We start from the raw sequence: 23928 nt of genomic DNA on the forward strand, positions 1-23928 counted from the left end.
CCGCCATTCAACCAGCGCGATAGCGTGGAGACCGACCCGGGAGGACACCCATGAAGACTGTTCCGTTCGGTGCGGGAACGGCGCCGGCCGTGATCGCCGGCATGATGCGAATCGACGGCAAGACGGATGCCGAGATCCGCTCGCTCTACGACACCGCCCGTGCGGCGGGTATCGACTTCTTCGATCACGCCGACATCTACGGCGGCGCCATGCACGTGTGTGAACGGCGTTTCGCCGAGGCCCTCGCGCTCACCCCCGCCCAACGTGACGAGATCGTGCTGCAGACGAAGTGCGGCATCGTGCCTGCCGAGGGCATGTTCGACTTCTCGTACGAGCACATCATCACGCAGGTGGAGGGCTCGCTGCGGGCCCTCGACACCGACCGCATCGACGTGCTGCTGCTGCACCGCCCCGACGCCCTCGTCGAGCCCGAAGAGGTCGCCCGCGCCTTCGATGAACTCGAGAGGTCGGGCAAGGTGCGCGCCTTCGGCGTCTCGAATCACACGCCGCGCCAGATCGACCTGCTGCGCACGGCCGTCACGCAACCGCTGATCGCCAATCAGCTGCAGCTGTCGATCACGCACGCGCCGATCATCGCGCAGCCGATCGCGGCGAACATGGCCGGTGTCGAACAGTCCACGGTGATCGACGGCGGTGGCATCGTCGAGTACTGCCGCCTGAACGGCATCACCATCCAGGCGTGGTCGCCGTTCCAGGCCGGCTTCTTCACGGGCGTCTTCCTCGACAACCCCGCGTACCCGGAACTCAACGCCGCCCTTGACCGGATGGCCGAAACTCACGGGGTGACGCCGCTCGGCATCGCCACCGCCTGGATCACCCGGCACCCCGCCGAGATGCAGGTCGTGCTCGGCACCACCAGCCCCCAGCGGGTCGCTCAGGCAGCAGCCGGGGCCGACATCACCCTGAGCCGTGCCGAGTGGTACGAGCTGTTCCGCGCGGCAGGACACCTGCTGCCATGACCATCGTGCATCCGCTCATCGACGCCGACGAATTGCAGGAGCGCCTCGGCGAAGTGCTCGTGCTCGATGCCCGTTGGCAGCTCGGACGCGACGACGGCCGGGAACAGTACCTGGCAGGGCACATTCCTGGAGCTGTGTTCGTCGATGTCGAGGCCGAGCTTTCGCGCCACGGCGAGCCGCACGAGGGCCGGCACCCGCTCCCATCCGATGCCACGCTCGCAGAGGCCGCGCGGCGCTGGGGGATGCGGCAGGGCCTGCCCGTTGTCGTCTACGACGATCACCGGATGCTGGCCGCTTCGCGCCTCTGGTGGGCGCTTCGGCGCGCCGGGGTGACCGATGTGCGGGTGCTCGACGGCGGCTGGCAGGCCTGGCTCGCTGCCGGTGGTGAAGTGCAGGCGGGCGATGTCGAACCGGTGACCGGTGACATCGTGCTCGGCGCTCCCGGGGACGAGGGGATCATCGACACATCCGGCGCCGCCACCTGGCCCGACCATGGCGTGCTCGTCGACGTGCGGGCCGCCGAGCGTTACCGCGGCGAGACCGAACTGATCGACCCGGTCGCCGGGCACGTGCCCGGGGCCCGCAATCTGCCCATCGGCGACCTGTTGACCCCTGATGGGCGTTTCCGGTCGGCATCCGAGATCCTCGACGCCTTCGCGCAGGTCGGTGCTGATGGCGATGCCCCCGTGGCCGCATACTGCGGTTCGGGGATCACCGCGGCGCAGTTCGCGCTCGCCGGAGCCCTCGTCGGGCGCGAGGTGACCGTGTATCCGGGCTCCTGGAGCACCTGGTCGAACACCCCGGATCGTCCCGTCGCGACCGGCGCGGACTGAGCGCGGAGGCTCCGCCCCGCGCTCGGGCGGGGTCGTCTACCCTGAAGACATGCCGTTCCTGTTCACGCTGCTCACCATCGCGTTGATGGTGTTCGCGCTGGTCGACATCATCCGGCGCGACGACGCCCAGGTGCGCTACCTGCCGAAGTTCGTGTGGCTGATCCTGGTGATCTTGCTGCCCCTCATCGGCAGCATCCTCTGGTTCGCGATCGGCCGGGAGTACCCGCAGCAGGGCATCCGCCTCGGCCGGCCCGGCCGACGCGAGACGACACCGGCGACGCAGGCACCGCCGGCCCCACCCGCGCCCCCGCAGGATCGCCGCACCACGGAGGAGCAGCTGGCCGACCTCGACCGGGAGATCGAGGAGTGGCGACTGAAGGAAGAGATCGCCAAGCGCAAGAAGGCGAGCGGCGAGGAGGCCTGAGCGGCGTCAGCTCGCCTAACGGCGAGGTCCGCCGTACAGCAGATACGGCCGGGTGTCTGAGACGAACTTCTTCAGTTCCGGCTGCCAGGCGGCGATGATGTCCTCGGCGGAGGCGCCCGCTTCGAGCTGCTCCTGGAAGCGCCCCGAACCGGTGAGCAGTCCGATCCACCTGCCGCCATCGCCGCGCCAGGCGAACTCCGGATAGATGCGACGTGCCTCGACGAGCAGATGCGTTCCCACCTGCAGGGCGTCGACCTTCTCCGCGTCCAGGATGTGAATCTGCACGCCCGCGCACACCGTGCCGGCGTTCTTCGAGAACGTCGGCGTGAAGTACGCCTCACGGAACTCCACCCCGGGCAGGCCCTTGGCATTGAGCGCCGCGGCAAGTCGGTGATCCATGTACGGAGCGCCGACGAGTTCGAAGGGCCGTGTCGTCCCTCGTCCCTCCGACCAGTCGGTCGCCTCGACCATGCCCGTGCCGGGGTACAGCGTCGCCGTCTGCGGGGTGGGCATGTTCGGCGACGGCGGAATCCACCGGTCGGCCTGCTGCGGCCCGACCATCTCGCGACTCCAGCCTTCGGCCTTGACAACGTGCAGATCGCTGAGCCGCTGCTGCCCCGCGCGCTCCATGAAGGTGGCGTTGAAGAACAGTGCCAACTCGCCGACGGTCATGCCGTGCTGCTGCGCGATCTCGAGCAGACCCACACCCGAGGTGAACCCCGGCTGCAACACCGGCCCTCGCGCGCGCCCGCCGAGCGGGTTCGGGCGGTCGAGCACCACGAACCGGAGGTCGCCGGCCTGAGCTGCCGCCTGCATCGCCGTCCACATGGTCCAGATGTAGGTGTAGAACCGCACACCGACATCGCGGATGTCGAAGACGACCGTGTCTACGCCCGACTCGGCGTAGAAGCCGGTGAGCTTGGCCACTGTCGCTCCGTACGCGTCGTAGACCGTCACCCCGGTTCGGGGGTCGGTGAAGGTGTCCTCGGCTTCCCCGGCCTGGGCCGTGCCACGGAACCCATGCTCGGGGCCGAACACCGCACGCACGTCGACATCGGCGGCGACCATCGCATCGACGATGCTCGTGAAGTCTTCGAGCACGCCCGTCGGGTTGGTGATGATCCCGACCTTCCTGCCCGAGAACACGCGCCATTTGCCGGCCGCGGCGACGTCCGCGCCGGTGCGGATGCGACGCCCGCCGGGCGTCGAGGGCAAGACGGAGCCGTGCGCTGCCATCGCGGGGGTGGCGGCGGCCAGACCGGCCGCGGTGGCAGCGGCCACGCCGGCCGCCTGGAACACATTGCGTCTACTGAGAGTCATCTCGTTCTCCTCTGCTCTCGTGCCCCGGTCACCAGGTCAGCCCGTGGCCGAATGGGTAGAGGATGACGCTGGGATCGGCCGCGGAACGGATGTCGACCGGCAGGGTGCCCTGCGGGCTGATCTCGCCGGTGATCACCTTCGCGAGCGACACCAGTGCGGGCGCCGAGTACGAGTACGTCGCGATGAAGTTCTCGATATCGCCGAGCTGGTTCACGTCATAGGGATTGCGCACGCCCGCCACGATCAGGTGCGTGTCGGTGGCATCCAACGCCGCCACCAACTGCTTCTGCCTGCTGGTTGCCGAGACGTTGTTGGTGAGCACCACGGTCACGTCGTTGGCCTGGGCGGCGGTGACGGCCTGCTCGATCTGGGCCTGCGTGGGCGCCGTTCCCGTCGCCAGAGCAGTCGCGTCGGCGCCCCGCTCGGTGAGCTCAGCGGCCAGCGTTCGGCCCGTGGTCTCGCCGTAGCCCGTCACGAGCACGCTCTTGCCCTCGACGGACACCGGCAGCGACTCGGCGTCATTGCGCACGAGAGTGGTGGTCGCATCCGTGATCTTCTCGGCCGCGCGCAGGTGCGCCCGCTTGCCGACGGTCTGCAGCACCTTGTCGACATCGACGTGCGCATCGGCGGTGACACCCTGGTCGTATTTCATCAACAGGATGCGGTGCACCGACTCGTCGATGCGCTCTTCACTGAGCCGTCCTGAGGCGACAGCATCCTCCACCGCGGTGTACGCGACTCGGGGGTCGGCCGGCAGCAGCAGCTGGTCAACACCAGCCTCCAGCGCGCGCACCGCGACCTCGGCATCGCCGTACTGCTGACGTACACCTGCCATCTCGAGGCCGTCGGTCACGATCACCCCGTCGAAGCCGAGCGCATCGCGCAGCTGGCCGGTGATGATCTCGCGCGAGAGGGTGGCCGGGTCACCGCTGTCGTCCAGCGCCGGCACCACGATGTGTGCGGTCATGATCGAATCCACGCCCGCGTCGATCGCCGCTTGGAACGGCGGCAGATCGATCTGTTTCCATTCCTCGAGCGTGTGGGTGATCACCGGCAGGCCTGTGTGCGAGTCGGTGGCCGTGTCGCCGTGGCCGGGGAAGTGCTTGGCGGTCGCGATGATGCCCGCGTCGTCCTGGTAGCCCTTGACGCTGGCCGCGGTCAGACGCGATACGAGATCGGTGTCAGACGAGAAGCTGCGCACACCGATCACGGGGTTTGCCGGGTTGATGTTCACGTCGGCATCGGGGGCGTTGTTCTGCTGGATGCCCATCGCCAGCAGCTCGCTGCCGGTGATCGCCGCGGCCTTGCGAGCGTCCTTCTCGCTGCCACCCGCGCCGAGGGCCATGTTGCCGGGGAAGAGTGTGGCCGGTGAACCGATGCGGGTCACGATGCCTTGCTCCTGATCGGTGCTGACCAACAGCGGGATTCCCGCCCCGGCGTCCTCTGCCGCATCCTGCAAACCGTTGGACAGCGTGGCGACCTGCACGGGGTCGGTGACGTTTCCGCGGGCGGAGAAGAGGATGAATCCGCCCGGTTCGAACTCGTCGATGATGTCGGCCGCACTGGCCTCGCCGTACAGCGCGGTGTTGCGGGGATCTTCGCCCTCGGCGGTGGGACCGTAGGCGAAGAGAATGAACAGCTGACCGATCTTCTCTTCGAGGGTCATGGCCTGCAGAGTCGCGTCGGCGTACTGTTCAGCTTTGCTGCTCTGGCCGGTCTGTGCCGATGCCGGCGATGGCTGCGGGGTGGCCGCCGAGGCCATTGCGGGGGCTGCGCCCAGGGTCAGGGCGACCGCGGTCGCGACCGCCGTCTGCCGTCGGAAGGATGATTTACGCATGACGTACCGCCTCATCGAGATTCGTCCGAACGTCGCCCCTTTTCGGGCAACGTGGCCGAGCCTAACAACGGGTCAAGCGATTTGAAAGGGGGGTTAACTATCGTCGGATGCGGTGGTATATCAGCGGTCCGTCAGCGCTCCCGTAGGCGCACGAGGCGCTCGTGACCGGTCTCCTCCAGCTCTGCGATGGCGTCTCGAGACTTGAGGAAATCAGAGAACGAGCGGTATCCGAGCGCCTTCTCGCTGAACGACGGATCCATCCGGCGGATCTGTGTCTTGACCGCAGAACTGTGCAGCCACTCGTCGCCACCGGCTCGGTCGCGACCCAGGCGCAGCGCCCGATCGAGCAACAGCGTCGCCTCGGTCTGCGGGTCTGCCGGCAGGTCCGGAGCATCCGAAGATTCCGTCACGGTCGCCGTCTCACCGGTGCCATCGGCGGGCGAGGTCTTCGCCTTGGCCGACCGTGCGGCCGCGCGCGTGCTGCGCCGTGACCCCGACTCGTCCTCTTGGCGGACGGCGCGCTTCACGCCGGGCAGCGAGTCATACGACTCGAACTCGTCGCAGGCGGCGGCAAGCGACTTTGCCGTTGAACCTGACACCCCCACACCGATGACATAGCGGCCCAGGCGCTTGCATCGCTGCGCGAGAGGCACATAGTCGCTGTCGCCGGCGACGATCACGACGTGCGTGAGGTCGGGCAGGCGGAACATGTCTTCGACGGCATCCACGGCGAGGCGGATGTCGGCACCGTTCTTGGCATACGCCGCAGCGGGGAACAGCTGCACGAGATCGACGGCGCGCGCGACGAGCTGCGAGCGGTACTCGGCGTTGACGACCGATGACCAGTCCGCGTACGCGCGTGTGAGCACCAGCGTGCCGAATGACGACGCGTAGTCGATGATCGCGCCGACCTCGATCATGGCGTTGCGCAGGCGCTCGAGGACCTCGGGGTCGTGCGGATTCTCGGCAATGCGCTGACGGTCTTTGCCGTACGCATTGCGCCCGTGCACGCGGTCGTACCAGGAGATGACGATGTTGTCGAAGTCGAGATAGACCGCGACGCGGGTATCGGTGTTCTCAGCCATGCTCATGCCTCGCTCGGGTAGCGGACGCCGATCTGACGACGGATTTCATCGAGCGTACCCATGATCGCGACGGTCTCGTCGATCGGCAGCACATCGCCTGTGAGTCGTTGCTCGGCCACGAACCGTTCGGCGGCATATGCCTGGAACTGCATGCCGCGTCCCTCGACCTGAGAGACGTACTCTTCGAGCACCGTGCCGTCGGTCGCGATCACCTGGAACGAGGTGGGGGTGTACCAGACCCGATCGAGCACAGCACGCGCCTTCGTGCCGATGACCGCCGCGGTATTGGGGCCCGCCGCGCGTGAGGAAGACAGTGTCGTCGACACGGCTCCGCCCGCATGCGTCATCACCGTGGCCACCTCGCTGTCGGCGCCGGTCTCAACCAGGCGGCCCGCAGCCTGGATGGTCTGCGGTGCTCCGAGGATGTCCCAGACGAAAGAGATCGGATAGATGCCGAGGTCGAGCAGCGCCCCGCCGCCGAGCTCGAGGGCGTTCAGACGGTGGGCCGGGTCGACCGGCAGCGACTGGGTGTGGTCGGCCGTCACGGCTCGGACCTCACCCAGCGTGCCTTCCGCGATGATCTCGCGCAGGCGCACCATGTGGGGCAGGTAGCGCGTCCACATGGCCTCCATGACCAGCAGACCCTTCTCGGCGGCGAGGTCGCGCAGCTCGGCGGCCTCGGCCTCGGTGAGCGTGAACGCCTTCTCGACGAGGGCGTGCGTGCCGTTCTCGAGCGCCAGGCGGGCACCCTCCAGGTGCATCGGGTGCGGGGTCGAGACATAGATGATGTCGACGTCAGGGTCGGTGGCGAGGGCTTCGTAGCTCGCGTGCGCGTGCGGGATGTCGAAGCGCGCCGCGAACGCGTCGGCTGACTCCTGCGATCGCGAGCCGACGGCGACGAGGTCGAGCCCTGCAGTACGAAGATCGGAGGCGAAGGCGGAAGCGATACCGCCGGTCGCGAGAATTCCCCAACGAAGACCGGTCATGCGCACAACTTTACCGGCGTAGACCAGGCCGGCGTCGGGCGTGTGTCAGAGCTCCACGAGAGCGTCGCGCAGGTCGGCGATGAGGTCTGTGGGATCCTCCAGACCCGCCGACAGGCGCACGGTGTTCAGCGAGATTCCCGCTGCTTCGCGCTGGGCGGGGCTCAGGTGCGAGTGCGTCATGGATGCCGGGTGGGCAACCAGGCTGCGGGCGTCACCGATGTTCGCGACGAGGCGGAAGGTCTGCAGGCGGTCGATGAGGCGGGCGATGCGCTCGGGGGCACCGTCTTCGGGGCCGGCGAGGTCGAAGGAGAACACCGACGGCACACCCTGCGGCAGGTAGTGCAGGGCCCGCTCGTGCCAGGGATTCCCCGGCAGGCCCGGGTGGTGCACGCGGGCGACCGCCGGGTGCTCGGCCAGGAACTCCGCGACGGCGAGCGCGGTGGCGCTCTGGCGGCTCACGCGCAGGTCGAGCGTCTCGATGCCGACGAGGATCTGCCAGGCGTTGAACGGCGACAGCGAGGGGCCGAGGTCATGCACGTACTTCGACTTGACCAGCGCTGCGAATGCGCCGCCGGCCCCGAAGCGCTCCCACAGCACGAGGTCGCCGAACCGCGTGTACGGGGCGGTGAACTGCGGCCACTTCTCGGGCTCGGCACCGAAGTCGAAGCTGCCCATGTCGACGACCACTCCGCCGAGCGAGGTTCCATGACCGGAGAGGAACTTCGTCGCCGAATGCACCACGAAGTCGGCGCCGTGCTCGCCCGGGCGGATCAGGGCGGGCGTGCCGACCGTGCTGTCGACGACGAGAGGCACTCCGGCCTCATGGGCGATGTCGGCGACCAGGCGGATGTCGAGCACCTGGGCGATGGGGTTTGCGACGGTCTCGGCGAACAGCACCCGCGTCTGCGGTGTGATCGCGGCGCGCCACGCGTCGGCGTCATCCTGATCGACGAAGGTCACGCCGATGCCGAAGTCGGCGAATGTCTCCTGCAGAAGATCGACGGTGCCGCCGTAGAGCTGATCCGCCGCGACGATGTGCCCCCCTCGCCCGGCCAGGGCCAGCAGGGTGACGGCGACTGCTGCCTGTCCGGATGCCACGGCCACCGCGCTCAGCCCACCCTCGAGTGCGGCCACGCGTTCTTCGAGAACCTGCTGAGTGGGGTTGGCGTTGCGACTGTAGATGATGCCCGTGCGGCGCAGCGCGAACAGGTCGGCGGCCTCTTCGAGGTTCGCGAACTCGTAGGCCGCGGTCTGGTGGATCGGGGGGACAGCGCCGAACGCCGGGCTGCCGGCGGTGAAGGCCGCCTGCACCTGCCGGGTCGCGAAGCCGGTGCCGCGGGAGGAGGTCATGGCATCCATCTTCTGGAACCACGCCCGCGCCTGCCCGGATGTGTCGTTCTGTTGCGGCGCCGCCTCAGGGAATGAGGATGATCTTTCCGCGCGCGGCATGCTGTTCGACCAGCTCGTGTGCGCGTGCCGCCTCGGCCAGCGGCAGTTCGGGACCGAGCTCGATCTGGAAGTCACCGGCCTCGATGAGGTTGATCGTGAGCGGCAGGGCCTCGGCCCGCCAGCTCTCCTCTTCATCGGTGAGGGGCGTCGGGCTGCCGCCGGAGAAGGCGCGGATGCCAAGGGCCGCAGCATCCGGTCCGCGCACGATCGTCGCGATGCGGTCGTGGTCAGCGACGAGCGCGAGCGACGTCTCGATCGCCTCATCGGTGCCGATGCAGTCGATGGCGACGGTGACACCGCCGGGTGCGGCCTCGCGCACGCGCTCGGTGAGTCCTGGGCCGTAGGCGACGGGCGCCGCACCGAGGGCCTGCAGCTGTTCGAAGCGCGCGGGGCTGGCGGTGGCGATCACTGTGGCACCCCACAGCACCGCATACTGCACGATCGCCTGGCCGACCGCGCCGGACCCGGCATGCACAAGCAGCGTGTCGCCCTTGTGCACGTGGAGTGAGCGCAGCACTTGGTAGGCGGTACCGACGGGGATGCCGATTCCCGCGCCCTCGGCGGTGGTCACGCCGTCGGTGAGTCGGGCGATATGGCTCACCGGCACCGCGAGCGCGGTGGCATATGTGCCAAGGGTCGTGCGGATCGCGACGCGATCGCCGACCGAGAAGCCGGTCACGCCTTCGCCGAGCGCGGTGATGGTGCCGGCCCCGTCGAAGCCCACCCGGCGCGGCGTGGTGATCGGCGGCCCGGGGCGCAAGCCGCGGCGCAGTTTGGCATCCAGCGGGTTCACGCCCACCGCTTCGATGCGCACGACCACCTGGCCGTCGCCAGCCACGGGGTCGGGGATCTCTGCCAGGTGCAGAACGTCAGGTGAGCCGATTTCTGAGTAGACGATCGCGCGAGCCATGTCGTCAGGCTACCCGCGCTTCGCGATCACCGGGCCGTGAGAGCCTTCTGAATGCGCTGCGGTGAGACGGGCTGGGCAGTGCCCAGGCGCTGAGCGAACACGCTGATCCGGTATTCCTCCAGCAGCCACCGGGCCTCGACGAGGTGCGCCGGCGCGCTCACTGCGAGGGGGATCGTGCCCCCGGCATCCTCGAAGGCCTTCGCCGCCCGCTCGTACTCGGTCATCCGCGCGCGGTCCTTACCCGGCTCGTTGGCGAGGATCTGCAACCGCTCGAGCATGCCGTCGAGGTAGCGCGGCAGGTGGGCGAGGCGGTCGGTTCCGGTGGCAGAGACGAAGCCGGGCCGGATCAGGCCTGATAGCTGCGTACGGATGTCATTCAGCGGCCCGAGCAGGGCGAGGGAGTTCTGCGCCTTGATCGCGCGCTCCACGTCGCGCGTCTTGGTGAGGATGCGCGCCACCAGCGAAACAGTGGCGAAGAGCCGGTCCACCAGTGCGGCGTTCACCGCGTCGCGCAGCGCGGTGAAGGCGGCCTCGGTGCGGACGATGCCCGTGCCACCGGTGCGCTGGTCGATGAGTTCGCGCACGACGGCCGCGCGAGTGTCTTCCAGCAGCGCCGCGACGTTCGGATACGGGGAGGCAGCGAGCGCCAGCTTCTCGGGCGCGGTGAGATGCTCCTGCACATACGACACGGGGGAGGGCACGTTCAGCAGCACCAGCCGAAGAATGCCCGCACGCGTCGCCGTGACCGCGGCATCCGCCGTGGCCTCCACCCGCACCGTCACGGTCTTGCCCTGGTCGACCACCGCCGGGTACCCGCGTACGATGCCGCCGGCCACCTTGGTGTCGAGCACCTCAGACAGGTCGCCGAACGTCCAGGAGGTGAGTCCCGTCTGCTCGGCGAAGGCGGAGGCCCCCGCGCCCGGTGCGGCACCCGCGGCAGCGATGTCGGCGGGACGTGCGCGCCCCTTCTCGGGTCGGGAGATCGACCGCGCCACGCTGGCGCGGGCACGATCCGACAGTGACGCCTGCAATTCGCTGAGGTCGCGCGCCGAGCCGGCCACGCGGCCGCGCTCGTCGACGGCGCGGAAATTCATGCGCAGGTGCCCTGGTACCCGCTCATCGTCGAAGTCGGCGGCCGAGACCGGCTGATTGGCGAGCGGCTGGATGCGGCGCGCCAGCGCTTCTTTCAATGACTGCGGGGGGAGACCCGCATGGTGTTCGGGGCCGGCGGCCGCGAGCTCGTCGCCGAACTTCTCGGCCCAATCGGCGGCCGGCACGACATGGCGGCGGATGGCCTTGGGGAGCGCCCGCAGCAGCGCGGTGACGAGTTCGGCGCGTAGCCCCGGCACCTGCCAGTCGAAGCCTGCGTCGCGGATCTGCTGCAGCAGTGCCAACGGCACGACCACGCTCACGCCGTCATCGGCGGCACCCGGCTCGAACCGATAGGCGAGGCCGAGCACCTGATCGCCCTGCATCCACCGGGTCGGGAACTCACCCTGATCGGCCCGATCGTCATCGTCGAGCAGGTCGCTCTCGCGCATCACCAGCAGCTTCGGCGTGCTCTGCAGGGTCTCACGCCACCACGCCTCGAAGGAGCGCACGTCGAAGACGGTTTGCGGGATGCGCTCGTCGTAGAAGCGGTACACCGCCTCATCACCGGCGAGGATGTCGCGGCGCCGCTCGCGCTCTTCGAGCTTCTCCAGGCGGCGGCGCAGCTCGGCGTTGGCGCGCCAGAACGCGCTCACCCGCTTGTCGATCCGCCCCGGATCCCACTCGCCCTCCACGAGCGCGTGCCGGAGGAACAGTTCGCGCGCGCCGACGCGATCGATGCGGGCGAACTGCACCCGGCGACGCGGGATGATCTCGACCCCGAACAGGGTCACCTTCTCGAACGCGACGGCGGCGCCGGCGTCCTTCGACCAGTGCGGCTCGGTCACCTGACGCTTGGCGAGGTCACCGGCGAGCGCCTCCGCCCACGCCGGGTCGATACCGGCGACAGTCCGGGCATAGGTGCGGGAGGTCTCGACGATCTCGGCGGCCATCACCGCCCGTGGGCTCTTCTTGCGCAGACCAGAACCCGGGAAGATCGAGAACCGGATGCCCCGGGCGCCGCGATACTCGGCCTGACGGCGGCCCTTCGGCTCGGGGCGATTCGACCGCGACGATGACGGGGCCGTGCGTTCGTCGAGGATGCCGATCTGGGAGAGGAGTCCGGAGAGCAGCGCGCGATGGATGGCATCGGCGGGGTGGGTCCCTGAGCCTGTCGCAGAGTGCTGGGTCCCTGAGCCTGTCGAAGGGCCCTTCGTCTCGTCGCTGCGCTCCTCGCTCAGGGACCGGCCGCGGTGGGCGCTGCGCTCCTCGCTCAGGGACCGGGCTGAGCGCGTCGAAGGGCCCTTCACGAGCGTGCGCAGCTGACGGTGCACGTCGAACCATTCCCGCACGCGCACATAGTTGAGGTACTCGCTGCGCACGAGTCGGCGGAAGGCACTCGAACCGAGCTCCTTCTGCTGCTCACGCAGATGGTTCCACAGATTCAGCAGCGTGAGGAAGTCGCTGGTTGGGTCGACGAAGCGTGCGTGCGCGCGCTCGGCCTCATCGCGCACCTTCTGCGGTGCCTCCGGCGAGGGGCGCTCGCGGACATCCTGAATCGTCATGCCCGACACGATCGCCAGCACGTCGCGCAGCACCCCCGCGCTGCCCTCGCGCTGCGCCTCCAGGAGCATGCGCGCGAAACGAGGGTCGATCGGCATCCGCGCGATCTCGCGCCCGGTCTTCGTCAGCCGGGGTTCGGCGCCGGAGCGGCCGAGGGTCACCGCGCCGAGCTCCGTGAGCAGGTCGAGCGCGGCCTTCACGCCGCGGGAGTCGGGCGGGGTGAGGAAGGGGAAGGCGGTGATGTCGCCGAAACCGAGCGACAGCATCTGCAGCACGACCGAGGCGAGCGAGGTGCGCAGGATCTCGGGCTCGGTGAACTCGGGGCGCCTGTCGAAGTCGTCTTCGCTGTAGAGGCGGATCGCGATGCCCTCGCTCGTGCGGCCCGCGCGACCCGAACGCTGATTCGCGGATGCCTGGGAGACGGCCTCGATCGGCAGGCGCTGCACCTTGGAGCGGTTGCTGTAGCGCGAGATGCGCGCGGTGCCGCCGTCGATGACGTACTTGATGCCGGGGACGGTGAGGCTGGTCTCGGCGACGTTCGTGGCGAGGATCACCCGGCGACGCACGCCGGCGACGCTCGACGGCTCGAACACGCGGTGCTGCTCGGCGGCGGAGAGCCGGCCGTACAGCGGCAGCACCTCGACCGGGTGGGTCGCCGAGCGGTACGCGCCGCGCACCGCATCCGCGGCGTCACGGATCTCGGCCTCACCAGGCAGGAACACGAGCACGTCGCCCGGTGCCTCCCGGTCGAGCTCGCCCAGAGCGGCGACGATCGCGGTGACTTCGTCGTCGGGCTCGGCCTGCTCCGGGGCATCCTCGCGCTCGTCCACCAGCGGGCGGTAGCGGATCTCCACCGGGTAAGTGCGCCCGGACACCTCGACGATCGGCGCGGGCTGGGGCTCGTCGCTGCCGGCAACGGGCAAGGCGAAGTGGGCGGCGAAGCTCTCGGGATCGATGGTCGCCGAGGTGATGATCACCTTCAGGTCAGGGCGCTCGGGCAGGATGCGACGCAGGTAGCCGAGCAGGAAGTCGACGTTGAGCGATCGCTCGTGCGCCTCGTCGATGATGATCGCGTCGTAGCGGCGCAGCAGCCTGTCGCGATGGATCTCGTTGAGCAGGATGCCGTCGGTCATCAGGGCGATCCGGGTGTCGTCCGAGACCTGATCGGTGAAGCGCACCTTGTATCCGACGAGGCCGCCGAGCTCGACGCCGAGTTCCTCAGCGACCCGCTCCGCGATCGTGCGGGCCGCCAGCCGACGCGGCTGCGTGTGAGCGATGCGCTCGCGGCCGAGTTCGAGCAAGATCTTCGGCAGCTGCGTGGTCTTGCCGGAGCCGGTGGCGCCGGCGACGATGACGACCTGGTTGTCGCGAATGGCGTCGGCGATCTCGTCGCGCGCCGCACTGACGGGCAGCTCGGGCGGGTAGGTGATCACGGGCGCAGACATAGCCCTCCATCGTACGACGGCGGGTGGATGCTGCGGGCGAGGCGTTGCTGGTGATCGCGTCGCGCGCTCCTTAGGATCAAGCCGTGACGACCGACGCCTCGACCCTTCCCGCCGACGACACCGGCGGTCGCGCGGTCGTGCCACCCACCACGGAACCGCGGCCGCTGCGCTGGTGGCGGGAGTTCGGAGCTCCGCCGCGCATCATGGGCCTCGACGTCGCCCGCGCGCTGGCGGTGCTGGGCATGGTCGGCGCACACATCGGATCGACACCCGTCCTCGAGATCGAGCGGATCGAGACCTGGGGCAGTCTCGTGCACGGGCGATCGTCGATCCTCTTCGCCGTGCTCGCCGGTGTCTCCATCGCGCTGATGACCGGTCGCACCCGCATCCCCGCGCCGGAGCGGATGCCGGGTCTGCGGCTGAACCTCGTCGGACGCGGCGCGGCGATCTTCGTGATCGGCCTCGGGCTCGAACTGCTCGGAACCCCGATCGCCGTCATCCTCACCGTCTACGGGCTGCTCTACGTCGCCGCCATCCCGTTCCTGCGGTGGCGCATCTCCCGGCTGCTCATCGCCGCCGGCGTGCTGGCCGTTCTCGGGCCGCCGCTGCTGGCCGGGCTGCAGGTCGTGACCCTGGGATCGAGCGGCCCCGGCGTCGAGCTGGTCGTGTTCGGGTCGTACCCGATCACGGTCTGGATGGCGTTCGTGCTCGCCGGCATGGCGATCGGGCGGATGCCGCTGGATCGCGTGCGCACAGCGGCATGGATGCTGCTGGTGGGCGTCGTCATCTCGGTGGTCGGGTACCTCGGCCTCGGCGTGCTCGGGGCCGCGGCGGTGACCTCCGAAACCGTCGAGGGAAGTTCCGTGGGGGGCTCCTCGTCGTGGGTCGAGGAGGAGCTGCAGGAGGGCATCTTCGGCGTGCCGCCCGAGGAGCTCGACTTCTCCGGGATGGTGTGCGACAGCTACGCCGGTCAGATCTCCTGTTACGTCGCGACCGATGACGAGGGTGCCGCGAAGGAGATCAAGGAGAACGAGGCGGGTCCGGGCGAACCGGCGCCGGGCTGGGCGGGCTACCCGCATCGCGTTCTGCAGCAGTACCCGGGAGTTGTGATGACCGGGCAGATCTTCGCCGTCGAGCCGCACACCGGTGGTGTGGCGGAGGTGCTCGGCTCGGGAGGATTCGCCGTGGCGGTCATCGCCCTGTGCCTGCTGGCCAGTCGGCCGTTGCGCTGGGCACTGGTGCCGCTGGCGGCGCTCGGATCGATGCCGCTGACGGCATACACCGGTCACATCATCGCGATCGTGATCCTCGCCGGTCCGCAGAGCATCCTCAGCGACTCGGCTGCCTGGGGCTGGTTCAGCCTGGTGCTCGTGGTGGCCGCGACCCTGTGGGCGATGTTCTTCGGTCGCGGCCCGCTGGAGCGGCTCGTCGGTCGGGCGGCGAAGGCGATGGCATCCGTCCCGAAATCCTGAGCGGGGGCGCCGCCCGCGCCGGCGCCATCATGCCGACGTAGGCTGGATGGATGACGATCCCCACACTCGAACTCAACGACGGCCACCGCATCCCGCAGCTCGGTTTCGGCGTGTTCAAGGTGCCGGCAGACGAAGCGCAGAGCGCCGTCGCCTCCGCCCTCGAGGCCGGTTACCGGCACATCGACACCGCCGCGATCTATGGCAACGAAGAGGGTGTCGGCGCCGCGATCGCCGCCAGCGGCATCCCGCGCGATGAGCTGTACATCACGACCAAGCTGTGGAACGACCGCCACGACGGCGATGAGGCGGATGCCGCGATCGCCGAGAGCCTGGAGAAGCTCGGTCTCGACCGGGTCGACCTCTACCTCGTGCACTGGCCGACTCCCGCGCAGGACAACTACGTGCACGCCTGGGAGAAGCTCATCGGCATCCGCGAGCGCGGTCTTGCCACGTCGATCGGCGTCTCGAACTTCCTCGTACCGCACCTGGACCGCATCGTCGCCGAGACCGGCGTGACCCCGGCGGTCAACCAGATCGAACTGCACCCCGCCTACCAGCAGCGCGACATCACCGCGTGGGCCGCCGACCACGGCGTGCACATCGAGGCATGGGGTCCGCTCGGGCAGGGCAAGTACGACCTGTTCAGCATCCCCGCCGTCGCGGACGCCGCTGCGGCGACCGGCAAGAGCCCCGCTCAGGTCGTGCTGCGTTGGCACCTGCAGAAGGGAAACATCGTGTTCCCGAAGTCGGTGCGTCCCGAGCGCATCCGCGAGAACCTCGACGTGACCGATTTCACTCTCGACGACGCGCAGATGGCCGCGATCGACGCGCTCGACCCGCTCGACGGCTCCGGCCGCGTGGGCGCGCACCCCGACGACGTGAACTGAGGCACCGCGCCGCTGTCGCTTCTCTCTCTCGCTCTCTCTCGCCGACACCCCGCCTTGTCGTCCACACCCCGTGCTGTGGGCGCCCGCAGGGCGGGGTGTCGGCGCTAACCCGGGGTCTCGGCGCGGGGGAGGGCGGCGTAGCGTGAGGGGATGACCAACCGGCTCGCCGACACCCTCAGCCCGTATCTGCGCGCACACGCCGACAACCCCGTCGACTGGTATCCGTGGGGCGAGGAGGCGTTCGCCGAGGCGCAGCGCCGAGATGTGCCGCTGCTCATCTCGATCGGCTACTCCACCTGCCACTGGTGCCATGTCATGGCACGCGAGTCGTTCTCCGATCCGCAGACAGCGGCGCAGATGAACGCCGGGTTCGTCTCCGTGAAAATCGACCGCGAAGAGCACCCCGAGGTGGATGCGGCCTTCATGGCCGCGGCATCCGCCTTCACCCGCAACCTCGGCTGGCCACTCACGGTCTTCACCACCCCCGACGGTCGCGCGTTCTATGCCGGCACGTACTGGCCGCCGCTCGCGCGCGGAGGCCAGCCCTCGTTCCGCGACGTGCTCACGGCCGTGCAGGAGGCGTGGACGCAGCGTCGCGCGCAGGTTCTCGAGTCAGCGGATGCGGTGGTCGATGCGCTGCGTTCGGCGCGTGCGTCTGGCGAGGCCCCGCTGCCGGATATGCCCCAGCTGCGCGCCGCAGCCGAGGTCATTGCGGGGCGCGAGGATCCTCTCTTCGGCGGGTTCGGCGGCGCGCCGAAGTTCCCTGTCGCCCCCACCCTGCAGTTTCTGCACGCTGTCGGACGAGGCGACGTCGCGGGGCGGGCGCTGGCAGGGATGGCCGCGTCGGAACTGCGCGACGCCGACGGCGGCTTCTTTCGCTATGCGACGCAGCGCGACTGGACCGTTCCGCACTACGAACGGATGCTGACCGACAACGCCCAGCTGCTCGACGTCGCGCGCGACGCCGGAGCCGAGCCGATCGCCCGCGGCATCGCCGACTTCCTGTTGGCGACCCTGCGCCGCGACGGCGGGGCGTTCGGTGCTGCGCAGGACTCGGAGTCGTGGATCGACGGCGAGCGCAGTGAGGGGGGCTACTACCAGCGCGCCCCCGAGGAACGCGTCGATCTGGCACCTCCCGCCGTCGACGGCAAGGTGCTCACGGGCTGGAATGGCCTCGCGATCGGGGCACTCGCACGCGCCGGCGTCGCCTATGACGAGCCCGCGTGGATCGCGGCTGCCGAGGACGCTGCGCGCGCGGTGCTGGCCGTGAATCGCGACAATCGGGGCCAGCTCGTGCGGTCCTCACTGGATGGCACCGCATCCGCCGCCGTCGCGACCCGTGCCGATATCGGGCTGCTCGCCGACGGCTTGCTCGCGCTGGCGGTCGCCACCGGCGACGCCGCGTGGGCGACCACCGCGCTCGACGTGCTCGGCGCGCAGGTGCAGGCCGATCCGGTGCTCGCCGCGCAGGGCATCCCGACGGCGGGGGATGAGAGCGACGGTGATTTGCCCTCGGGTACGGCCGCGCTCGCCGCCGCGCATCTGTCGGCGTGGCGGCTCGGCGCCGGCGAGGAGCACCGCGACGCGGCATCCGCTCTGCTCACCACGGTCACCGAGCGGGCGGTCGCCGAGCCCTTCGCCTACGGCGCGACGTTGCGGGTCGCGAGCGGACTCGCCGAGGGCCCGCGACAGGTGGTCGTCGTCACGGACGATCCGCACGGCCCGCTCGCAGCGGCGGCGCGCGAGGCGGATGCCGATGTCATCGCCGTCGTCAGCCCCGCCCAGGCGCGCGCGTTCGCCGACGCCGGGTTCGAACTGTTCGAGGGCAAGGATGCCGCAGGCGACGCCGCCTACGACTGTCGAGCGTTCGTCTGCCGCCTGCCCGTGCACGATGCCGCCGCGATCTCACGCGCCAGATAGTGGATGCATGACCGCGACGCTGTAGCGTTGACCCCCGGAGAAGAACGAACCCGCAGGGGAGAAGCGCATGTCGGTTGGTCTGCTTGCTGTCGTCGATGACATCCTCAGCGCGGCGATGAAGGCATCGGCCAAAGCCGCCGGTGTCGTCATCGATGACGCGGCGGTGACGCCGCAGTACGTGCAGGGACTCACCCCGGCACGCGAGTTGCCGGTCGTCGGTAAGATCGCGCTCGGCTCGATCGCGAACAAGTTCGTCATCATCATCCCGATCGCGCTGCTGCTGACCGCTTTCGCGCCCTCGGTGCTGCCGTACCTGCTGATCATCGGTGGTGCCTTCCTCTGCTTCGAAGGTGCCGAGAAGGTGCTCGAATGGTTCGGGTTCGGCCACGGGCACGGCGACGATGAAGGAGCCCGCGACGAGAACAAGCTCGTGTGGGGCGCGATCCGTACCGACCTGATCCTCTCGACCGAGATCATGCTCATCTCGCTAGCCAACCTCGATGCGGGAATGTCGCTGGGCATGACCCTGCTCGTTCTCGCCGTGATCGCCGTGATCATGACCGCGGTCGTGTACGGCGCCGTCGCGCTGCTGGTCAAGCTCGATGACATCGGGCTGAAGATGGCCGAGAACCCGGCCGAGCGCGTCAGCCGCACCGGTCGTCGCATCGTGAACGCGATGCCCGCTGTGTTCCGCGTGATCAGCGTCATCGGCACCGTCGCGATGCTGTGGGTGGGTGGGCACCTGGTGATCGCGAACCTCAGCGAGGTGGGTGTGCCCTTCCTCTACGACTTCCTGCACAGCGTCACCCACCTGTTCGAGTGGGGCGGTCCGGTCATCGTCTGGATCGTCGACACCGCCATCTCGGCCGTCGTCGGACTGGCCGTGGGTCTGATCATCGTCGCGGTCGTGCTCGGCATCGCGCGCCTGTTCGGCCGCAAGCCGAGCTTCGATGAGGGGCACTCGGCCAAGGCCGCTGCGCACTGACGCCCCTCAGGTGGCGATCAGCACTAACACGACGACGCACAGACCGAGGCCGACACCGGCCCGCGGCGTTATCGACTGACGCTCGAATCCTGCCGCCGCCAGCACCGTCACCGCGGGGTACATCGAGGTGACCGCCGCCGCGATACCGGCCGCACCCAGCCGGACGGCGAACTGGAACGCCACGGTCGCCACTCCGGCGAGCAGCCCCGCAGCAGCCGCATCGCGGATGCCACGAACCGTTGCACGGCGTGCGGCTGCGCCGGCGAACCCGACCGCGGCGATGAGAGTGATGACCGAGACCGTCTGAGCGAGGGCGAGGGGAGCGAGTCCGGCGTTCGGTGACGTCTGCCCGAGACAGGTGAATTGCATCCCGAACCCCGCTCCCGCGCCCGATCCGATCAGCAGCGCGGCTCTGCTGATCCCGCGACCGCCTCCCGACACCAACCAGATCGCGGGCAGGGCGAGCGCGAGCCCGACAGCCTGCAGCACCGTCGGCACGACCCCCGTGACGAGATCGACGAGCACGGGGATGGCGACGGCGGTGACGCCCGACACCGGAGCGACGCTGACGGCCGAATGCCGCGCTATGCCTCGGTAGATGAGGATGTTCCCCGCCGCGGCCCCCAGTCCGGCCCCCGCGCCCCACACCAGATCGTGCGCCGTCGGGGAACCCGCGCCGATGGGGGAGACAAGCAGCGCGCAGGCGATGATGGTCGCGCACACTTGGCTCACCAGCGCTACCAGACGCGGATCGAGGATCCGCGCCGCGCGACCCCCGATCAGGTCGGACAGACCATAGCCGAGAGCGGCGACGAGCGAGAGGCCGATCACGTCAGGGGTCTGCTGCGCGCAGGGGCATTGCCGACAAGGTGCGCCGCCAGCACCTGCTCGAGGGCGGGCCAGATGCGCGGGGGGAGCTCGTGGCCGACGCCCGGGAGCTCGCGCAACGTCGCCCCGGGAATCTCGCGGGCGAGGGCGCGCGCGTTCTCGATCGGAAAGAGCGGATCACGTGTGCCGTGCAGCACCACGGTGGGCGCGACGATGTGCGGAAGTCGCTCACGCCATCGGGGCCCGGTGATCAGCGGGTGGTTGGAGGCGGACTCTGGATGCGGTGAGCGGCGCACGGCGGCGGTGCAGATGCGAGCCGCGTGGGATTCGTCGAACACCGAACCGGCAAGCACACGCTCTCCGTCGATGTAAGACCGGACGACGCTGGCGCTGTCGTGCCAGTCGGCCTCGGGGAGCGCGGACCAGGCGGTCAGCAGAGGTGTCGAGACCTCGGGCAAGTCGGGATCGGCGGGTCCGTGACCGGTGGGGCGCGTGGCGATGAGCGTCAGCGACGCGACCCGCTCGGGGTGATCCAGGGCGAGCAGCTGCGCAACCCAGCCGCCCTGGGAGAAGCCGACCACATGCGCGCGGCGGACGGTCAACAGGTCGAGGATCCCCAGCACGTCGTCCCTCAACTCTGTCAGGCCGTACCCCGGAGCACCGACGGGCCACGTGGTGCTCGCGCCCGTGTCGCGCTGATCGAATCTCACCACCCGCGCGCCGAGTCTGGTCACGCGTTCGCAGAGCGCCGGAGGCCACCAATCACGCGTGCACGACGTGCCGGCGATGAGCAGCACGACCGGGTCGTCTGCCGATCCCCAGCTCTCCACCGCGATGCGGGTATCACCGCGCTTGAGGGTGATCTCTTCAGGCATTCTTACCTCCCTCGACGTGCCGGCGACCGAGCCGACCGCGCATCCGAATCGTGCTGAGTAGCGTGCAGACGATGGCCAGGCCTATCAGCACGGCGATGATGACTGGCGGTGCGACCGGATGGCCCGCGATCGCGGCATCCAATCCGAAATAGACGCGCAGCGGCGACTCTGCCGCGGGCCGATCCGCCGTGACGGCGTGAAGCGGGGCCGAGGCGAACTCCTGCCTCAGCAACAGGGCGGCCTGCGCGAACGGCAGGACGGTGACCGTATCCTGCACGGGTTCGGGGAACGAGCCCACCGGGATGTACGCGCCGGTGAGGAAGCCCAGCACGGTGCCGACGATCGTCGACAGCGCGGCATACGCCCCGGGGCTGGACACAAACGACGTCACCAACGCCGCGAGCGCGGTGAACGCGATCGAGATCACGAGCACGGCGCCGGCCACTCGGAGCACACTGCTGATAGAGAGCGTCAGGCCGTCGGCGAGCCAGAGATAGCTCAGGCTGAGCGCGAGCACACCGAACGTCATCGCCAGCGTCACCACGACCGCCGACAGCAGGTACCCGAGCACGATCGCGCCCGTGGGGACAGGTGCGATCAGGAGGTCGCGCGAGCGTCCGCGAGCGGCATCGTCGACGAGTACCCCCAGCGCCCCCAGGCCTGTCGTCGTAGCGGTCATGGCCACGATGCCGGCGAACATCCAGGCGTCGATGAACGCGGCGATCTCGGTGCGCGACGCGGTGGGGAATGCCTCGCGCAGATTCGAGATCTGGAGCTCCCCGAGAAAGAGTGTGTAGAGGAGCACGAGGATCAGCGCCGACAGCAGGGAGAAGAACACTGCCATGCGGTCGCGCAGGAACAACAGCAGATTTCGCGCGACGAGCGCGCCCACTCCCGTCATCATCGCCCCGACCTGGCCGCGCTGGTGAGCGAGAGGAAGACATCGTCCATCCGCCCGTGCCGGAACTCGAAGTCGACCGTCGAGTCGGCGTGCGCCAGCAGGATGCTCCGGGCCATCTCGGCATCGGCTACGTCGATCTCGACCACGTCGTCGTCGCCTACAGCGCGAGTCGCACCGGCGTCGCTCGCGATGGCGCGCAGACGAGCGGGCGCGAGCGTCGTGACGGTGAGGATGCTGCGGCTGTGCGCCGCACGCAGACTCTCGGGCGAGCCGCGTGCGATCAGCCGGCCGGCGTCGATGATGCACACGTCGTCGGCCTGCTCGGTCTCCTCCATGTAGTGCGTCGTGAGGAACACGGTCAGTCCCCGTGCCTCGCGCAGGCGACGGATCGTCGCCCACACAGCCGCGCGACTGCCGGGATCGAGGCCGGCCGTCGGCTCGTCGAGGAACAGCACCGCCGGCTCATGCACGAGGGACCGGGCGATGTCGGCCCGGCGGCGTTGTCCGCCCGACAACGAGCCATAGCGGCGACCGAGGAGGTCGCTCAGACCGATCATCTCGCTGATCGCCGTGATGCGCGCGCGCAGGTCACCGCTACGAAGGCCATGCATGCGCCCGCGGAGGTGCAGGTTCTGATGGACCGACAACGTGTCGTCCAACAGCGAGTCCTGGAACACCACACCAATGCGGGCACGCACAGTGTCGGGCGCTGTCGCGACGTTCGCGCCGGCGACGCGGACCACGCCCCCATCGAACGGAATCGATCCGGTGAGACAACTGATGGTGGTGGACTTGCCGGCCCCATCGGTGCCGAGGAATGCCAGCATCCGTCCAGCCGCGAGTTCGAACGAGATATCGTCCACGACGGCGCGCTGCCCGTATCGCTTCGTCAGGCCGGCCACCTCGATCGCGCTGCTCATGTCGCCACGCTAAGGCGGTGGCCTTGGCATCCGCGCGTGCCGAAAGTCACTGTCGATGTCAGGGCGGACTGCGCGTCACGTCGTCGGCTGCGCCACGGGGAACCGGCCACGGATCGCGAACCCGCCGGCCGAATGGGAGCGTGCCTCCAGCGTGCCGCCGAGCGCCTCGAACCGTTCGCGCATGCCACGCAGTCCGTTGCCGGGGGTGATGGTCGCCGCGCCCACTCCGTCGTCGTGGATCGACACGCACACCTCCTGCTCGTCGCCGCCGACTCTCACCCACAGGTGGTCCGCCTGCGCATGGCGCAGGGCGTTGGTGATCGCCTCCTGCACACCGCGAACGATTGCGATCGTCTGCTCGGCCCCGAGGGATGCCACCTCCTCGACCTCGACGAGCACGTCGAGGCCCGGAGTGTCGCCGGTCACGTGCCGCACGGCGTCGTCGAGGGACGGCGTCTCTTCGCGGATGCGGCTCACGGCGGCGCGGACCGAGGTCAGCAGGTCCTTTGCGATCGTGCGGGCACGAACGACGTGGTGTCCGGCATCCGTCGACGCCGTCAGATGCGCGGCGACTTCGAGTTCCAGCGACAGAGCTGTCAGGTCGTGCCCGGTCAGGTCGTGGAGGTCACGCGAGATGCGCAGACGTTCCGCCTCGCGGCTGGTCAGGTCGAGAAGCGCGGTCGTGGAGCGCAGCTCGGCGAGGGCAACGGTCAGGTCGTGCCGCGCCTCGGCCTCGCCGCGCGCCGTGAAGACGACGAGGGCGCCGAACACCTGCATGTTCCCGAAGGCGAGCACCCCCATCAGCACATCGACGAGCGACCAGCCGGCCAGCACCCCCATGGCCACGACCGCAGCGGTCTGGATGACCACCAGGGCCGCGACCGCGCGTGGACGCCAGGAGAACGCCGCCATCGCCGTCGTGAGGACGAACAGGACGGCCATCCACGTCTGTCGGGGAAACAGCAGAGCGAGGCCGATGGCCAGGGCGGCGAAGGTGAGGAGGAGTACGTTCTGCGACAGTGCGCGGGGTGTCGGCAGGAAGCCGTGCATGAGGAGCAGCACCACCACGAAGACGGCGTAGCACACCCACCACAACGCGGCGGAGGTCGGGGCAGTGTCACCGAGCGCGGATTCGAGGATCGTCACGGCGCCGACCGCGGCCGCGCAGACCAGGCTCGTGATCACCATCCAGCGCTGGGTCAGGGAAGACGGATCCATC

Annotated in this window: 19 protein-coding genes; 7 read left to right on the forward strand and 12 right to left on the reverse strand. The window is 69.3% G+C overall.

The features are described 5' to 3' along the window. The first annotated feature begins 50 nt into the window (after positions 1–50). Genes WDU93_RS06190 through WDU93_RS06200 form a run of 3 tightly spaced genes read left to right on the forward strand, consistent with a single transcriptional unit; the run spans position 51 to position 2237 of the window. Complete coding sequence (locus WDU93_RS06190) at positions 51–980, forward strand: aldo/keto reductase (RefSeq protein WP_337318643.1); 930 nt, start codon at positions 51–53, stop codon at positions 978–980. Beyond that, positions 977–1813: a sulfurtransferase gene (locus tag WDU93_RS06195; protein WP_337318645.1), complete on the forward strand. Its 837-nt coding sequence runs from the start codon at positions 977–979 to the stop codon at positions 1811–1813. Before WDU93_RS06190 ends, WDU93_RS06195 begins: the two co-directional genes overlap by 4 nt. Before the next feature lie 49 nt (positions 1814–1862). Further along, a complete protein-coding gene (locus WDU93_RS06200; protein WP_337318648.1) occupies positions 1863–2237 on the forward strand; it encodes a PLDc N-terminal domain-containing protein in 375 nt (124 codons plus the stop codon). Positions 2238–2252: 15 nt separating this feature from the next. Here the strand turns inward: WDU93_RS06200 and WDU93_RS06205 are convergent, their stop codons facing one another. From WDU93_RS06205 to hrpA, 7 genes are all read right to left on the reverse strand, one after another. Next, positions 2253–3557, reverse strand: a complete 1305-nt coding sequence (locus WDU93_RS06205; protein ID WP_337318650.1) for an exo-beta-N-acetylmuramidase NamZ family protein — start codon at positions 3555–3557, stop codon at positions 2253–2255. Positions 3558–3585: 28 nt separating this feature from the next. After that, the gene (locus WDU93_RS06210) at positions 3586–5394 is read right to left on the reverse strand and encodes a glycoside hydrolase family 3 protein (protein ID WP_337318652.1); all 1809 of its coding nucleotides are present in this window, start codon (positions 5392–5394) and stop codon (positions 3586–3588) included. 131 nt (positions 5395–5525) lie between these two features. Then, positions 5526–6479: an NYN domain-containing protein gene (locus WDU93_RS06215; protein ID WP_337318654.1), complete on the reverse strand. Its 954-nt coding sequence runs from the start codon at positions 6477–6479 to the stop codon at positions 5526–5528. A 2-nt stretch (positions 6480–6481) separates the two neighbouring features. After that, complete coding sequence (locus tag WDU93_RS06220; RefSeq protein ID WP_337318656.1) at positions 6482–7465, reverse strand: Gfo/Idh/MocA family protein; 984 nt, start codon at positions 7463–7465, stop codon at positions 6482–6484. A 45-nt stretch (positions 7466–7510) separates the two neighbouring features. Then, a complete protein-coding gene (locus WDU93_RS06225) occupies positions 7511–8815 on the reverse strand; it encodes an O-acetylhomoserine aminocarboxypropyltransferase/cysteine synthase family protein (RefSeq protein WP_337318658.1) in 1305 nt (434 codons plus the stop codon). Positions 8816–8879: 64 nt separating this feature from the next. Beyond that, positions 8880–9824 (reverse strand): quinone oxidoreductase family protein, encoded by a 945-nt coding sequence (locus tag WDU93_RS06230; protein ID WP_337318660.1) that lies wholly within the window; start codon positions 9822–9824, stop codon positions 8880–8882. A 26-nt stretch (positions 9825–9850) separates the two neighbouring features. Next, complete coding sequence (hrpA, locus tag WDU93_RS06235) at positions 9851–14065, reverse strand: ATP-dependent RNA helicase HrpA (protein ID WP_337318662.1); 4215 nt, start codon at positions 14063–14065, stop codon at positions 9851–9853. Between hrpA and WDU93_RS06240 the strand changes: the two genes are divergently transcribed. The 4 genes from WDU93_RS06240 to WDU93_RS06255 all read left to right on the forward strand — a co-directional run bounded on the left by WDU93_RS06240 (position 14005) and on the right by WDU93_RS06255 (position 19185). Next, complete coding sequence (locus tag WDU93_RS06240; RefSeq protein WP_337318664.1) at positions 14005–15393, forward strand: heparan-alpha-glucosaminide N-acetyltransferase domain-containing protein; 1389 nt, start codon at positions 14005–14007, stop codon at positions 15391–15393. The genes hrpA and WDU93_RS06240 overlap by 61 nt on opposite strands. 50 nt (positions 15394–15443) lie before the next feature. Beyond that, the gene (locus WDU93_RS06245) at positions 15444–16280 is read left to right on the forward strand and encodes an aldo/keto reductase (protein WP_337318666.1); all 837 of its coding nucleotides are present in this window, start codon (positions 15444–15446) and stop codon (positions 16278–16280) included. Between the two features lie 150 nt (positions 16281–16430). Further along, positions 16431–18200 carry a thioredoxin domain-containing protein gene (locus WDU93_RS06250; RefSeq protein ID WP_337318668.1) on the forward strand — a complete coding sequence of 590 codons (1770 nt, stop codon included), beginning with the start codon at positions 16431–16433 and terminating at the stop codon, positions 18198–18200. A 67-nt stretch (positions 18201–18267) separates the two neighbouring features. Next, complete coding sequence (locus WDU93_RS06255) at positions 18268–19185, forward strand: DUF808 domain-containing protein (RefSeq protein WP_337318670.1); 918 nt, start codon at positions 18268–18270, stop codon at positions 19183–19185. 6 nt (positions 19186–19191) lie between these two features. Here the strand turns inward: WDU93_RS06255 and WDU93_RS06260 are convergent, their stop codons facing one another. The 5 genes from WDU93_RS06260 to WDU93_RS06280 all read right to left on the reverse strand — a co-directional run bounded on the left by WDU93_RS06260 (position 19192) and on the right by WDU93_RS06280 (position 23927). After that, complete coding sequence (locus WDU93_RS06260) at positions 19192–20016, reverse strand: EamA family transporter (protein WP_337318672.1); 825 nt, start codon at positions 20014–20016, stop codon at positions 19192–19194. Next, entirely contained in the window at positions 20013–20888 is an 876-nt protein-coding gene (locus tag WDU93_RS06265) for an alpha/beta hydrolase (RefSeq protein ID WP_337318675.1), read from the reverse strand. The genes WDU93_RS06260 and WDU93_RS06265 overlap by 4 nt, the downstream gene beginning before the upstream one ends. Next, a complete protein-coding gene (locus tag WDU93_RS06270; RefSeq protein WP_337318677.1) occupies positions 20881–21789 on the reverse strand; it encodes an ABC transporter permease in 909 nt (302 codons plus the stop codon). The genes WDU93_RS06265 and WDU93_RS06270 overlap by 8 nt, the downstream gene beginning before the upstream one ends. Further along, positions 21789–22709 (reverse strand): ABC transporter ATP-binding protein, encoded by a 921-nt coding sequence (locus WDU93_RS06275; RefSeq protein ID WP_337318678.1) that lies wholly within the window; start codon positions 22707–22709, stop codon positions 21789–21791. The genes WDU93_RS06270 and WDU93_RS06275 overlap by 1 nt, the downstream gene beginning before the upstream one ends. Positions 22710–22784: 75 nt before the next feature. After that, complete coding sequence (locus WDU93_RS06280; protein ID WP_337318679.1) at positions 22785–23927, reverse strand: sensor histidine kinase; 1143 nt, start codon at positions 23925–23927, stop codon at positions 22785–22787. Position 23928: the final 1 nt, after the last annotated feature.

The sequence above is a fragment of the Microbacterium istanbulense genome, assembly GCF_037204145.1.
Classification (GTDB): domain Bacteria; phylum Actinomycetota; class Actinomycetes; order Actinomycetales; family Microbacteriaceae; genus Microbacterium; species Microbacterium istanbulense.